The sequence below is a fragment of the Citrobacter sp. RHB20-C16 genome (genome assembly GCF_013890155.1).
GTDB lineage: Bacteria > Pseudomonadota > Gammaproteobacteria > Enterobacterales > Enterobacteriaceae > Citrobacter_A > Citrobacter_A amalonaticus.
Genome location: NZ_CP057630.1, coordinates 4,395,849 through 4,409,356 on the forward strand (window position 1 = coordinate 4,395,849; position 13,508 = coordinate 4,409,356).

The following is a 13,508-nucleotide window of genomic DNA, read 5'->3' on the forward strand; positions in this document are numbered from 1 at the left end:
CCCTACAAGTTCTGACCCTACCCTCTCTTCATTGGGAGGGGAAATATAAAAACCTCCCCAAAGGATTTCGTGTCACAGGAAGGCGGCAAGCGAGCACATCCCCGGTCACATCGTTCACTATGTGACTGGGGTGGGCAAGTGCGGCCAACGCATCTGTGGCATGAAAGACTCAGGGGGCCTCTGGAGACTCTGTGATGAATGACACCATTTATCAGCGGATAGAAGACAGTGCGCGTTTCAGGGAATTAGTTGAAAAAAGGCAACGGTTTGCCACGATACTGTCGATCATCATGCTGGTGGTCTATATCAGCTTTATTTTACTGATTGCTTTTGCGCCTGGCTGGCTGGGAACCCCGCTTCATGAGGGAACCAGCGTCACCCGGGGTATTCCGATTGGCGTGGGGGTGATTCTGATCTCTTTCGTTCTGACCGGCATCTACATCTGGCGAGCGAACGGCGAATTTGACCGTCTGAACAAGGCAGTACTGCACGAGGTTAACGCATTATGAAGAGAGTCCTGACGGCGCTTGCCGCCACACTACCCTTCGCGGCCAACGCGGCGGATGCCATTAGCGGTGCAGTACAACGCCAGCCAACCAACTGGCAGGCGATTGTCATGTTTCTGATTTTCGTTGTGTTTACGCTGGGTATTACGTACTGGGCCTCTAAACGCGTACGTTCACGCAGCGACTACTATACGGCGGGCGGAAATATCACCGGCTTCCAGAACGGACTGGCGATTGCGGGCGATTACATGTCGGCGGCGTCGTTCCTCGGGATCTCCGCACTGGTGTTTACCTCCGGCTATGACGGGTTGATCTACTCGCTGGGCTTCCTCGTCGGCTGGCCGATCATCCTGTTCCTGATCGCCGAGCGTCTGCGTAACCTCGGTCGCTATACCTTTGCCGATGTGGCCTCTTATCGCCTGAAGCAAGGCCCGATCCGTATTCTGTCGGCCTGCGGTTCGCTGGTGGTGGTTGCCCTTTATCTGATTGCACAGATGGTCGGTGCGGGCAAACTGATTGAACTGCTGTTCGGCCTGAACTACCACATTGCGGTGGTGCTGGTCGGCGTGCTGATGATGATGTACGTGCTGTTCGGCGGCATGCTGGCAACCACGTGGGTGCAGATCATCAAAGCCGTGCTGCTGCTGTTCGGCGCCAGCTTTATGGCCTTTATGGTGATGAAGCACGTCGGCTTTAGCTTCAATAACCTGTTCACCGAAGCGATGGCGGTTCACCCGAAAGGCTCTGCGATTATGAGCCCAGGCGGGTTGGTGAAAGACCCAATCTCCGCGCTTTCACTGGGGCTCGGCCTGATGTTTGGTACGGCAGGCCTGCCGCACATCCTGATGCGTTTCTTCACGGTCAGTGATGCCCGCGAAGCGCGTAAGAGCGTGTTCTATGCCACCGGTTTTATGGGTTATTTCTACATCCTGACCTTCATCATCGGCTTTGGCGCCATCATGCTGGTCGGTGCCAATCCGGCGTATAAAGACGCGGCGGGCGCGTTGATTGGCGGGAACAACATGGCGGCGGTACATCTGGCGAATGCGGTGGGCGGTAACCTGTTCCTCGGCTTTATTTCCGCCGTGGCGTTCGCCACCATTCTGGCGGTCGTCGCTGGTCTGACGCTGGCGGGTGCATCTGCGGTTTCTCACGATCTGTATGCGAACGTGTTCCGTAAAGGGGCGACCGAACGTGAAGAGTTGCGGGTGTCGAAAATCACCGTACTGGTGCTGGGCGTGATTGCGATTATTCTCGGCGTGCTGTTCGAGAATCAAAACATCGCTTTCATGGTGGGTCTGGCGTTTGCTATCGCCGCGAGCTGCAACTTCCCGATCATCCTGCTTTCCATGTACTGGTCGAAGCTGACCACGCGTGGCGCGATGATGGGCGGCTGGTTGGGTCTGCTGACGGCCGTCGTGCTGATGGTTCTTGGCCCCACCATTTGGGTACAAATCCTCGGTCACGAAAAAGCTATCTTCCCGTATGAATACCCGGCGCTGTTCTCCATTACCGTGGCATTCCTGGGGATCTGGTTCTTCTCTGCCACGGATAACTCGACAGAAGGGAATCGCGAGCGTGAGCAGTTCCGTGCTCAGTTTATTCGTTCCCAGACGGGCTTCGGCGTCGAACAAGGCCGCGCCCACTAATCGACATGCTTTTCCCCGGTCACGCTGACCGGGGATCCATTCTCAGAACATCAGCCTTGCCACCAGCGGGGCGACCAGCACCATCACCACACCGGAAAGCATCATCACCAGGCTGGCAACCACGCCCTCCTGCTGACCAAGCTCATACGAGCGCGCCGTTCCCGCACCGTGCGACGCCGCGCCAAATCCTGCGCCTTTCGCCATCCCTTCACGAATCGACAGACGTAAAAACAGCGCATCCCCGACCGCCATGCCAAAGACGCCGGTCACCACTACAAACAGCGCCACTAAATCCGGCTGCCCACCCAATGGTTCAGCCGCCGCAAGGGCAAACGGCGTGGTCACCGAACGCACCGCCAGGCTGCGCTGAATTTCGTCCGGCAGGGTAAATAAGCGCGCCAGCCAGACGGAACTGGTCACCGCGACCACCGTTGCCGTCACCACGCCTGCGGTCAGTGACATCCAGTGACGTTTGATGATGGCGAAATTGTCGTAAACCGGCACGGCAAAAGCGATCGTTGCCGGGCCAAGCAGCCACAACAGCCAATGGGATTCACCGATATAGCTTTGCCAGGAGATATGCCCCAACACCAGCATCAACACCAGCAGCGCGGGCGTGAGGACCAGCGGCATCAACGGCAGCTTACGAAAACGACGGTACAGACGTTTATTGGCGAAATAGATAACCAGCGTAATCGCCAGGCAGAGCACGCTGAGCTGGAGATTAGTCACGGTTTAACCTGCTTATCTCATAGCGATAGACCTTATCCACCACCCATGCCGTGGCACCGAGCACCATTAGCGTACTGATCGCAATGACCGAAAAAATCCGCCAGCCGTCCACCAGCAGCAGATGGGCATAGTTCACCACCGCCACGACCGCCGGAACAAAAAACAGCAGCATCTCCGCCAGTAGCCAGCGCGCCCCGGCGCGAACCCAGCTCAGCGGCAGGATGCGACAGACAATCAGCGCCAGCATCAACACCATCCCCACCAGATTGGCCGGTAACGGCAGATGCAGCCAGGAGACAAGATATTGCGCAACGATAAACAAACCTGCATACAGCAGTACCTGAACCGGAACCTGAAGTCGTTGCAAAACGGCAGGCGTAACGCGGCTTATCGCCACAGCCATGAGGGAACATCCTGAAAAATAATAGGGAACGCCAGTATAGAGAGCCCCCGCCGATGACTGAAATGAATTAAAATCATTACAGGCATAGTCGGAAGGAATACTCATGGATATCAGAACGCTGCGTTATTTTGTTGAAGTGGTGCGCCAACAGAGCTTCACCCGCGCAGCAGAGAAGCTCTTTGTCACCCAACCGACCATCAGCAAGATGTTGAAAAATCTGGAAGATGAACTGAACTGTACGCTGCTGATCCGCGACGGCCGCAAGCTATTGCTCACCGATACCGGTCGCGTGGTGTTTGAACGCGGGCTGGCGATTCTGGCCGAGTTTCGTCAACTGGAAGCCGAACTGGGCGACATCAACCATCTCAACAAAGGGCTGCTGCGCCTTGGCATTCCGCCGATGGTCGGCATGCTGATGGCCGGACCGATCGGCCTGTTTCGCCAGCGTTACCCCGGCGTAGAGCTCAAGGTTTCCGAGTTTGGCGGGTTAACGGTGCAGCAGGCGGTGATGAATGGTGAACTGGACGTTGCGATGACCGCGCTACCCGTGGAAGAAGAAAGTGGTCTGGCGACGTTACCCGTATTCAGCCACCCCCTGTGCGTACTGGTGCCACGTTCCGGTCAGTGGACCACCTGCCAGTCCGTATCGCCAGAAGCGCTGGCCGAGCATCCGCTGTTAATCTACAACGAAGATTTCGCCCTGAGCCGCCAGTTAATGCAGTTGTTCAGTGAGCATGACGTCAAGCCGCGTATCGCGGTACGCAGCGGACAGTGGGACTTTCTTGCGGCGATGGTGCAGGCGGGCGTGGGGATTGCCATTCTGCCGGAGCCCATCTGCGAACGGCTGGATAAAAATACGCTGCGCTGGATCCCGCTGGAAAGCGAGTTGCGCTGGCAGTTGGGGATGATTTGGCGCGAAGGGGTGTATCTCTCACACAGCGCCAAAGCGTGGTTATCGTGCTGCGAAGGTTTTTGGGCGGAGCAAGTGCCCTCAGTTGCCCGTTAAGCATCCCGCCATCGGTGGCCTGTGCGATATCGATTTGCGCAGAAGTGATGGTTTACCGCCATGCGGTGACAGGTCTGAATGTTCAGGGAATGAAAACCCATGCGCGCAAGATCGGTCTGATGAGGTATATTCCGGCCTGACGCAGGTAAGATCCGCCTGCTATTCGCTGAAAGTACAAAAAACCGCCTTAAAATGCCGAAATGACCATCCTCTCGTAGTGCCGGTTTGTCTGCTGGCGTACCAATAAAACAATGGTCAAATTTCAACCACCACATTCCAGGGCTGAAAAAACTCAATTTCCTGTATGTGAACAGTAGGCCGGGCATGACGTTAGCCGCTGCCCGGCAAACAGGCGAGACAAAAAGCCCCTTATCTAATCCAGATTGTCAGCAAAATAATGATGAATGCGATAATCACCACCCGGATAAAGACTTTATCCAGCGATCCTCTGCGCATCGCGCCCCCCTTTCAGAACAAGATTTGCCAGATTGCTAACAGCAGCACCAGCAGCCCCATCAGGAAAAATATCAGCGCGACGATAGTGTCCGGAGAACGGTTCATCTCAGCGCCTCCTTATCATCAGAACCACTGACCGAAACGTTTGATATAGAAACGCTTCATGCCCTGCGCCACCAGGCAATAGCTGAGCAGCGTCGCGACCAGCCACGGGAAGTAGCTTAGCGGCAGCGGCTCCAGCCCGACCATCGCTCCCACTGGCGAGAACGGAACGTAGATCCCGATCGCCATAATCACCGCGGTAGTGAGTAGCACCGGCAACGTCGCCCGACTCTGAATAAACGGAATTTTCTGCGTTCTCAGCATATGCACGACCAGCGTTTGCGACAGCAGCCCTTCAATAAACCACCCGGACTGGAACAGCGCCTGGGCTTCGACGTTATTCGCCGCAAACACGTACCACATCAGCGCGAAGGTGGTGATATCAAAAATAGACGACGTCGGTCCAATCCACAGCATAAAACGGCCGATGTTCTTCGCATCCCACTTGCGCGGTTTGCGCAAAAATTCGTTGTCCATTTTGTCCCACGGCAGCGAGAGCTGAGAGAGATCGTACATCAGGTTCTGTATCAGCAGATGAATCGCCAGCATCGGCAGGAACGGAATAAACGCGCTGGCCACCAGTACCGAAAAGACGTTGCCGAAGTTAGAACTGGCGGTCATATTCAGATATTTAATGATGTTGCCGAAGGTCTCACGGCCTTTGATCACCCCTTCTTCCAGCACCATCAGATCCTTTTCCAGCAGGATGATATCCGATGCCTCTTTGGCGATATCTGCCGCGCTGTCGACCGAAATGCCTACATCCGCATCGCGCAGGGCCGGCGCATCATTGATGCCGTCGCCGAGAAAACCGACGGTGTGCCCGTTTTTCTGCAGCATTTTCAGGATGCGCGACTTCTGCAGCGGCGTCAGTTTGGCGAATACCGCGCGCTTTTCTACTTCGCGCTCCAGTTCATTATCCGTCATCGCTTCAATCTGGGCCCCGGTCAGGATGCCGTGGGCATCAATGCCCACTTCCAGGCAAATACGCGCCGTAACCACCGGATTATCGCCGGTCAGGACTTTCACCGCCACGCCGTTGTCGCGCAGCGCGGCAATGGCTTTTCCCGCGCTCTCTTTCGGCGGATCGAGGAAAGTCAACATCCCTTCAACCGTCAGTCCCTGCTCATCGGCGGTGCACAGCGGCGTGGTCAGAGCGGAGTCATCCAGCTTGCGAGTTGCGACCAGCAGCACGCGGAAGCCCTGGGCGTTATAATCCTTCGTTTTGGCTAACAGCAGATCGCGTCGGGTTTCATCCAGCGCCACAACGTTATCGCCTTCACGAAGATGTGTGGCGACCATCAGCATCTCTTCGACAGCGCCTTTGCAGATCAGACTTTTGTCACCGTGGCGAACATCTTCCACCGAAACCGATACCCGACGGCGTACAAAATCAAACGGCAGTTCATCCAGTTTGACAAAACGCTCTTTGGTCGCTGACGCAATCCTGCCCTCGCCAAAGCGCAGCACCGCCCGGTCCATCAGGTTGCGCGCCCCGCTCTGGCTACTGCTATTCAGCCAGGCCAGCGTCAGCACCCGGTCGCTCTCATGACCGCTGACATCAAGGTGATGCTCAAGAATGATATTGTCCTGAGTCAGCGTGCCGGTTTTATCGGTACACAGCACGTCCATCGCGCCAAAGTTCTGAATGGCATTCAGCCGCTTGACGATCACTTTGCGCCGCGACATGGCGATAGCGCCTTTCGCCAGGTTAGAGCTGACGATCATCGGCAGCATTTCCGGCGTCAGGCCAACCGCTACCGCCAGGGCAAACAGCGAGGCCTCAACCCAGTCACCTTTGCTGAAGCCGTTAATCAGCAGCACAATCGGTACCATCACCAGCATAAATCGAATCAACAGCCAGCTGACGCTGTTTACCCCGCGGTCGAACGCCGTCTGGGTACGCGTGCCAACGATGGATTTCGCCAGCGAGCCAAACCAGGTACGGTTTCCGGTGGCCACCACCACCGCCTGCGCCCTGCCGCTGGTCACGTTAGTGCCCATCAGACAGATATTGCCCATCTCCAGCAGGCTTTTATTTTTGTTCGGCTCAGGAAGCCTGTCACACCCTTTGCCGGAAACGCTGGCCAGAACATCATACTTCTCAACCGGCAGCGACTCGCCGCTGAGTATCGACTGACTAACAAACAGGTCCCGGGACTCCAGCAAACGGACGTCCGCCGGAACCAGATCCCCTGCTGCCAGGAAGATGATGTCACCGGGCACCAGCTCCTCAATGGCAATCTCCTCCTGCACCGACCCCAGATTCCCGGGACCGCGACGCAGCACGGTAGCCGTGGTGCGGACCATGGATTTCAGCGCCTGCGCCGCTTTGTTGGTACGAAACTCCTGCCAGAAACGCAATAACCCGCTCAGGCTAACCATCGTGACGATAATGATGATCCCGGTCAGATCGGTCTCTTCGCCGTTACGCAGCGGTAGCCAGTAATCGGTCACGAAGCTGACGGCGGCCAGCGCCATCAGGACATAGATAAACGGGTTATTGAATGCCTGCAAAAGCTGGATCAATGCTGGCGGCGCCTGCTCATGCGCCACTTCATTGCGGCCATATTCATCCAGTCGTTCAAGGGCATCTTCGTTGGTGAGCCCGTGGCGACTGCTGTTTAACCGCGCCAGCGTATGATCCGGGCTGTTAAATGCCTCGGTTTCAATGGCGAAGCTTTTTTTATGCTGCTTATCATTTTCTGACGCAGACCGGTTTATTTTCCGGTTTACTATTTTCATGTCAGTCATGATTAATCCTCAAATTTAAGACGTCGTTATCCCTGCATAAATGATTTATGCATAATTCATTTTTACGTTATTAAACGCTTATTACTTTAATTGCCTGGGAATATTCATCATTCCCTCCTTAGACAAATGATTGTCGGAGTAGAATAGCCGCGAGGTTAACTCCCCTCGACACACCAGCGGACTGACGTAATGTTTTCGTCCCCGCCAACTCTTGACATAATAAGGTCTCGCGCTTTGCGGCAGTCAGTATTACCCACCAGTTCGATGCGAATTTCTTTATGCCCTTGTTCTTTTGCTGCTGTTGACACCAGTCCCTGAAGGCTGAGCGTCATCTCTTTACTGATATTAAGCAATAGCTGACGAATCGCGTTTTCATATTCGCTTTGACAGACAATATTCAGAACGTAGCATTTCTCTTCTTCTGTCGCGCCGGGGATCTGATTAATTCTCTGCGCCGCTTCGCGCAGTAAAATATTGGCGCAGAGGATTATCAGCGTTGCCGCCGCCGCTTGCCAGAACTGGCCCAGTCCACACAGCACGCCAATCGCCGCAGAGCACCACAAGGTTGCAGCGGTATTCAGGCCGCGCACGTTCATGCCTTCACGCATGATGACGCCGGCACCGAGAAAACCAATTCCGGAAACCACCTGCGCGGCAATACGTCCAGGGCTGTCCGGAGAGGTTGAAATGGAGCTCAGAATAAAAACCGCCGCGCCGGTGGCGACCAGCGCGTTAGTGCGCAGGCCGGCCATACGCTGACGCCACTGTCTTTCAGCGCCAATCAGCGCGCCCAATAGCATCGCAGCGAGTAAATTTGCGATATAAGGAAACATCAACATAGCTTCCTCCATTTATGTTGGAAGAATTAACTACGTGCTTTATTAAGCACACGACGAATTGTCGCCGGAAAGGCGATTAACGTCGCGTTGACGGTGGAGGGAATAATGTATTTTTAAACATGAACATGACGATTATCCTCGCAGCCATGCTGCGTTATACTTTATGGGATGCAATCGTCTGGATGAGGAGATTGCTGCCCGCCGGTAGGCAAGCAGCGCAGAAAAAATTACGTCAGCTTGCCTTTATGTATAAATAAGGGTGACTGTCCAACATATTTCTCCTGTATGAATTTGTGCTCATTATAATCATTCAATTATTCGAGTAAAGTTAAAATCTCGCTTTAGTGACGATTTGTTTAGAATGACCTTAATGCTCAAAGCCCATCCCGGCGCGAACCGGGGTTAATTCACTAATCAAAGACATCATTAATTATCGACGTCACGATCGCTGCTATCAGCACCTAATCCTGCCCTACCATGCACCAATCATAGCGGGATAGAACTAAGCAGCCTGAAGGCTGCAAATTTAAAATCTGCCGTCTCCCGGTCCTGTTGTTGCCATACACTACGCGGGATACGCATGACCTGACTACTTTTCTACAGACTGAAAATCAGTATGGCTCAGAATGACGTCGTTTCGCTCACCAGGCGATTCCAGGACATATCCGTCAGGGATTCGACGGTCCGCTGAATCTGCCGCCCGGGTCGATGCCCGGTAAGCGTAGCGCCACCGGGCAACATGACGGTGTTACTGATTTTCGATCAGTAACGCTTCCAGCAGGTCGAGATCGTGCAGCAGTTTTTGCAGCGTTTCATTGCTGATTTCACGCGTGGCGCGCAAGTGATACAGCTCCGCCCGCTCTGAACGCAGCGCCGCGAGACGGAAGCGGCGTTCCAGATTCTCTTCCTGGAGCGAACTCTCAACATCGTTACGCCCGTCGGCACGACGCCGCAGGTTACCGATGACGCGGGAACTCACCTCGGTCAGCAGCTGATTATCAATGTTCTCTTCGGTATCCGCCGCCAGACGCTCTTCCATCTTCTGAATGGCGACAATCGCCACCTCCGCCGTCGCCGCGCGGGCAATCCGCTCCTCTTTCAGTTGCTGAGAATGATCGGCCACTTCCAGATGTTGCAGCAGAATCGGCAGCATAATCACGCCGACAAACAGCGAGAACAGAATCACGCCAGCGGCCAGGAAGACCAGTTCGTAGCGCGCCGGGAAGACGTTGCCATCTGGCAGCAGCAGCGGGATAGACAGGACACCCGCGAGGGTGATAGCCCCGCGAACGCCCGCAAAGGAGGCGATCAAAATTTCCCGTATCGTCCAGGAGCCAAACTCCATCGGTTTCTTTTTCAGGAAACGCATGCTGAAGTTTTTCATCGTCCACAGCCAGCCGAAACGCACCAGCATCAGCGCCACATAAATCAGAATGATATCGGTAAATAGCATCCAGATTTCCACGTTCGGATCGGCCTCCGCTGCCACCAGCGACGACTCGAGAATGCCCGGCAGTTGCAGGCCCAACAGCAAAAAGACCATGCCGTTAAACACAAACTCAAGCATCGCCCAGGTGCTGTTGGCGCGCAGACGCATCGCCAGCGGCGCACGGCGCATCACCCCGGAGCGGGTGATGGTCATCCCGGCGGCGACCGCCGCGAGGATCCCGGAGACGCCGATATGTTCTGCGATCAGGTACGATGCGAACGGCAGCAGGAACAGCAGGACGATTTGCGTCGCTGGCTCATCGCCGCCCCAGCGGCTGAGAAAGCGCAGCGAGCGACCGTACAGCCAACTGACCACAAAGCCCGCGAGGATACCGCCGATCGCCACCTTAAAGAACTCCACCGTCGCGCCGCCGACGGTAAACACCATCGTGCCCATCGCCACCGCAACGGCAAATTTCAAAGATACCAGACCGGAGGCGTCATTCATCAGCGCCTCACCTTGCAGGATACCCATGATTTTCTTCGGGATCCGCCCTTCACCGACAATACCGGAAAGCGCAACCGCATCGGTTGGCGACAGCACGGCAGCCAGCGCAAAGGCCGGAATCAACGGAATGCCCGGCACCAGCCAGTAAATCAGAAAACCAATCCCGACCACGGTGACCAGCACCAGCGCCAGCGCCAGACCGAAAATCTCTCGCCCATGTTCAAGAAATTCTCGCGTTGGCGTCTTCCAGCCATCCGCAAACAGCAGCGGCGGGATAAACAGGACCAGAAACAGTTCGGGGTCAAATTCTACGTGCAGACCAAACGTGGGCCACGCCAACAGCGCGCCGATAGCAATCTGCATGAGGGGTAAGGGGAGCTGGAAGGGCAATACGCGCGTAAATACCCCGGACAGCGAGACCACAAGGGTCATGATGAGTATTGTGAAGAAGATTTCCATGCGTTCCCTGTTTGCGATGTTTCTTATGTGTTTGAGAGGCGTCGTGCCTCAATTTTACCTTTCTCAGAGTATCGCAAAAGACAACGAGTGTGTGCTGAAAATAAAAACGGGCGGCAAACGCCACCCGTTTTTCGGAATCACTTTCGGAATCAAATGGCCCAGCCACCGGCATAGAACGCCACCAGCGCCACGGCGATCACTACGGTGCCGATGTTCAGCTTGCGCCATTCACCCGACACCACACGGCCAATCACCAGCGTGGCAAAACCAATCATGATGCCGGTCACGATGTTACAAGTCAGTACAATGAATACCGCCGTCACCAGACCCGCCATCGCATCGACAAAGTCAGCGAAATCGATTTTCGCCACGTTGCTCAGCATCAGCAGACCGACGTACATCAGCGCAGGCGCCGTGGCATACACCGGAACGAGGTAAGAGAGCGGGGAAAGGAACAGGATCAGCAGGAACAGCACGCCAACGGTAATGGCGGTCAGGCCAGTTTTACCCCCCGCCGCCGTACCGGCTGCCGACTCAATGTAGACTGCTGCCGGCGCCGCACCCACCAGACCGGAGAACACGCTGCTCAGGGAGTCTGTGGTCAGTGCTTTACCGCCGTCAATAATCTGCCCGTCTTTATCCAGCAGATTCGCCTGACCCGCCACGGCACGGATGGTGCCGGTGGCATCAAACACAGCGGTCATTACCAGCGCCAGAACGCTTGGCAGAACAACCGGGTTCAGCGCGCCCATGATATCCAGGCTGCCAATCAGTGATTTACCGGTTTCATCGCTCAGCGACGGCATGGCAAAAATGCCGGAGAATTTCACCGCCGGATCGAAAATCAGACCAACGACAGAAATGCCGATAATAGTCAGCAGAATACCGCCCGGCACTTTCAGTTTCTCCAGACCGATAATTACCGCCAGACCCACCAGCGACATAATCACCGGGAAGGTAGCGAAGTGACCAAGCGCTACGGGCAGACCATCCAGCGGGTTCTTGATAACCAGACCCACGCCGTTCGCCGCAATCAGCAGTAAAAACAGACCGATACCGATGCCGGTACCGTGCGCGATGCCCTGCGGCAAATTACGCAGGATCCAGCTACGGATCCCGGTGGCGGAGATAATGGTAAACAGTACACCCATCAGGAATACCGCACCCAGTGCGACCGGAACGCTAATCTGCTGGCCCAGAACCAGACTGAACGCGGTGAAGGCGGTCAGCGAGATGGCGCAACCAATCGCCAGCGGCAGGTTGGCCCACAACCCCATGACGATAGAGCCCAGACCGGCCACCAGACAGGTCGCGACGAACACCGCCGCGGGCGGGAATCCGGCTTTACCCAGCATGCCAGGCACGACGATAACGGAGTACACCATCGCCAGAAACGTTGTTAAACCTGCCACCACTTCCTGACGGACAGTGCTTCCACGTTGTGAAATTTTAAACCAGGCGTCGAGCGAACCGCCGGTACGCGCTGAAGGCGTAGACATAGAAAACATCCCCTGAGAGTTTATTATTCGTTCTTATGCGTGGTGGACAATCCACTGCCAGCGCAACGTCAACTCCCTGTGCTCTGATCGCGACAAAGAGGGGTGTCGCAAAAAGCAAACGTTTAGCTCCGCGCATAAAAAAACGGGTTGTAAAAAAAGCAAACGATTATCCAGCGATCATACGAGGATTTTCAACTGAACTTTGCCGCTTTTTACTCATTTCTTGCACTAACGCTGAAGAAATCACCAACTGATGCGCAAACGTTATCGTCAATGCGCAATCCGGCAACATAGTTAGCCGGATCGCGTCGCAAATGCAGGAGGCAAGACGGTTAAAAAACCGCCATCAACCACCGGGAATGGCAAAAGGTCCTCCCTGCTGAATGGCACGTTGCCAGGCAGGACGCATTTCCACGCGTTTTTTCCACGCGCTGATATGGGTAAGATCGGCAATACCACCGCGCGCCAGTAGCGCAAAAAGAGGAAAACTCATCTGGATATCCGCCATGCTGAGATGGTCTCCGGCAAACCACGGACGCTCAGCGAGGTGCGCGTCAATAAAGCGCGCGTGGGTTTCCAGTTGCGGATTGAGATACGCTTTTTGTACGCCCTGCCCCAGCGCGCCGCCCAGCGTGCGCAAACCAAAAGGCATCGGCGGTTTCCCCAGACTGGTGAAGACCAGCTTCATTAACAGCAACGGCATCAGCGAACCCTCGGCGTAATGCAACCAGAAGCGATACTGGAGAACGGATTGTGCATCAGCCGGTTTAAACTTCCCTTCGCTGTCATAGGTGTCCTGCAAATAGTCGAGAATCGCCCCTGACTCCGCGAGGATCGCGCCGTTATCTTCCACTACGGGGGATTTCCCCAGCGGATGAATTTTCTTCAGTGCCGGCGAAGCGAGCATGTTCTTTTCACGCTGGTAACGCACAATCTGGTAAGGCAGCGATAGCTCCTCCAGCGCCCAGAGAATGCGCTGTGAGCGGGACTGGTTTAAATGATGCACCGTCAGCATGATGTTCTCCCGTCATTTCCTCATACTCACTCTAGTAAATTATGGGAGATGGCGAAAAAAATTCGCCTAAAAAGTCGCCAGATACACTGGCAAACGGGATAACGCGGCTTACACTTACAGTATCAACACAAACCGGAACCTCCACCACGTGC

12 protein-coding genes are annotated in these 13,508 nt (G+C 55.2%); 3 read left to right on the forward strand and 9 right to left on the reverse strand.

Annotation, left to right across the window (positions count from 1 at the left end; all coding sequences use genetic code 11):
* The first annotated feature begins 194 nt into the window (after positions 1-194).
* Both HVX64_RS21070 and actP read left to right on the forward strand, forming a co-directional pair.
* Entirely contained in the window at positions 195-509 is a 315-nt protein-coding gene (locus HVX64_RS21070; protein ID WP_042999058.1) for a DUF485 domain-containing protein, read from the forward strand.
* The gene (gene actP, locus HVX64_RS21075) at positions 506-2,155 is read left to right on the forward strand and encodes a cation/acetate symporter ActP (RefSeq protein WP_042999057.1); all 1,650 of its coding nucleotides are present in this window, start codon (positions 506-508) and stop codon (positions 2,153-2,155) included. The genes HVX64_RS21070 and actP overlap by 4 nt, the downstream gene beginning before the upstream one ends.
* A 42-nt stretch (positions 2,156-2,197) precedes the next feature.
* Here actP and HVX64_RS21080 read toward each other — a convergent pair whose 3' ends face one another.
* Together HVX64_RS21080 and HVX64_RS21085 are read right to left on the reverse strand one after the other, a co-directional pair.
* A complete protein-coding gene (locus HVX64_RS21080; RefSeq protein WP_044257358.1) occupies positions 2,198-2,887 on the reverse strand; it encodes an LrgB family protein in 690 nt (229 codons plus the stop codon).
* Positions 2,880-3,290, reverse strand: a complete 411-nt coding sequence (locus HVX64_RS21085; RefSeq protein ID WP_042999055.1) for a CidA/LrgA family protein — start codon at positions 3,288-3,290, stop codon at positions 2,880-2,882. The genes HVX64_RS21080 and HVX64_RS21085 overlap by 8 nt, the downstream gene beginning before the upstream one ends.
* Positions 3,291-3,393: 103 nt before the next feature.
* On the opposite strand from HVX64_RS21085, the gene HVX64_RS21090 reads away from it, so the two are divergent.
* Positions 3,394-4,296 (forward strand): LysR family transcriptional regulator, encoded by a 903-nt coding sequence (locus HVX64_RS21090; protein ID WP_042999054.1) that lies wholly within the window; start codon positions 3,394-3,396, stop codon positions 4,294-4,296.
* Between the two features lie 369 nt (positions 4,297-4,665).
* Here the strand turns inward: HVX64_RS21090 and mgtU are convergent, their stop codons facing one another.
* The 7 genes from mgtU to HVX64_RS21125 all read right to left on the reverse strand — a co-directional run bounded on the left by mgtU (position 4,666) and on the right by HVX64_RS21125 (position 13,356).
* Positions 4,666-4,752 carry a magnesium transporter protection protein MgtU gene (gene mgtU / locus HVX64_RS24250; RefSeq protein ID WP_252997361.1) on the reverse strand — a complete coding sequence of 29 codons (87 nt, stop codon included), beginning with the start codon at positions 4,750-4,752 and terminating at the stop codon, positions 4,666-4,668.
* A 12-nt stretch (positions 4,753-4,764) separates the two neighbouring features.
* The gene (mgtR, locus tag HVX64_RS21095; RefSeq protein WP_094030729.1) at positions 4,765-4,857 is read right to left on the reverse strand and encodes a protein MgtR; all 93 of its coding nucleotides are present in this window, start codon (positions 4,855-4,857) and stop codon (positions 4,765-4,767) included.
* Between the two features lie 18 nt (positions 4,858-4,875).
* Positions 4,876-7,608, reverse strand: a complete 2,733-nt coding sequence (gene mgtA, locus HVX64_RS21100; protein WP_042999053.1) for a magnesium-translocating P-type ATPase — start codon at positions 7,606-7,608, stop codon at positions 4,876-4,878.
* 155 nt (positions 7,609-7,763) lie between these two features.
* Entirely contained in the window at positions 7,764-8,459 is a 696-nt protein-coding gene (locus HVX64_RS21105; protein ID WP_042999052.1) for an MgtC family protein, read from the reverse strand.
* A gap of 736 nt (positions 8,460-9,195) precedes the next feature.
* Positions 9,196-10,842 carry a Na+/H+ antiporter gene (locus HVX64_RS21115; protein ID WP_044257360.1) on the reverse strand — a complete coding sequence of 549 codons (1,647 nt, stop codon included), beginning with the start codon at positions 10,840-10,842 and terminating at the stop codon, positions 9,196-9,198.
* A gap of 149 nt (positions 10,843-10,991) precedes the next feature.
* Positions 10,992-12,341, reverse strand: a complete 1,350-nt coding sequence (ghxP, locus tag HVX64_RS21120; RefSeq protein WP_042321123.1) for a guanine/hypoxanthine transporter GhxP — start codon at positions 12,339-12,341, stop codon at positions 10,992-10,994.
* A gap of 346 nt (positions 12,342-12,687) precedes the next feature.
* Positions 12,688-13,356 (reverse strand): glutathione S-transferase, encoded by a 669-nt coding sequence (locus tag HVX64_RS21125; RefSeq protein ID WP_044257364.1) that lies wholly within the window; start codon positions 13,354-13,356, stop codon positions 12,688-12,690.
* Between the last annotated feature and the right edge of the window lie 152 nt (positions 13,357-13,508).

Excerpts from the sequence above, each read along its gene's own strand:
- HVX64_RS21115 (WP_044257360.1), bottom strand. The coding sequence starts at position 10,842 with ATGGAAATCTTCTTCACAATACTCATCATGACCCTTGTGGTCTCGCTG.
- mgtR (WP_094030729.1), bottom strand. The coding sequence starts at position 4,857 with ATGAACCGTTCTCCGGACACTATCGTCGCGCTGATATTTTTCCTGATG.
- mgtU (WP_252997361.1), bottom strand. The coding sequence starts at position 4,752 with ATGCGCAGAGGATCGCTGGATAAAGTCTTTATCCGGGTGGTGATTATC.
- HVX64_RS21105 (WP_042999052.1), bottom strand. The coding sequence starts at position 8,459 with ATGGAGGAAGCTATGTTGATGTTTCCTTATATCGCAAATTTACTCGCT.
- ghxP (WP_042321123.1), bottom strand. The coding sequence starts at position 12,341 with ATGTCTACGCCTTCAGCGCGTACCGGCGGTTCGCTCGACGCCTGGTTT.
- HVX64_RS21125 (WP_044257364.1), bottom strand. The coding sequence starts at position 13,356 with ATGCTGACGGTGCATCATTTAAACCAGTCCCGCTCACAGCGCATTCTC.
- actP (WP_042999057.1), top strand. The coding sequence starts at position 506 with ATGAAGAGAGTCCTGACGGCGCTTGCCGCCACACTACCCTTCGCGGCC.
- mgtA (WP_042999053.1), bottom strand. The coding sequence starts at position 7,608 with ATGACTGACATGAAAATAGTAAACCGGAAAATAAACCGGTCTGCGTCA.
- HVX64_RS21090 (WP_042999054.1), top strand. The coding sequence starts at position 3,394 with ATGGATATCAGAACGCTGCGTTATTTTGTTGAAGTGGTGCGCCAACAG.
- HVX64_RS21085 (WP_042999055.1), bottom strand. The coding sequence starts at position 3,290 with ATGGCTGTGGCGATAAGCCGCGTTACGCCTGCCGTTTTGCAACGACTT.
- HVX64_RS21070 (WP_042999058.1), top strand. The coding sequence starts at position 195 with ATGAATGACACCATTTATCAGCGGATAGAAGACAGTGCGCGTTTCAGG.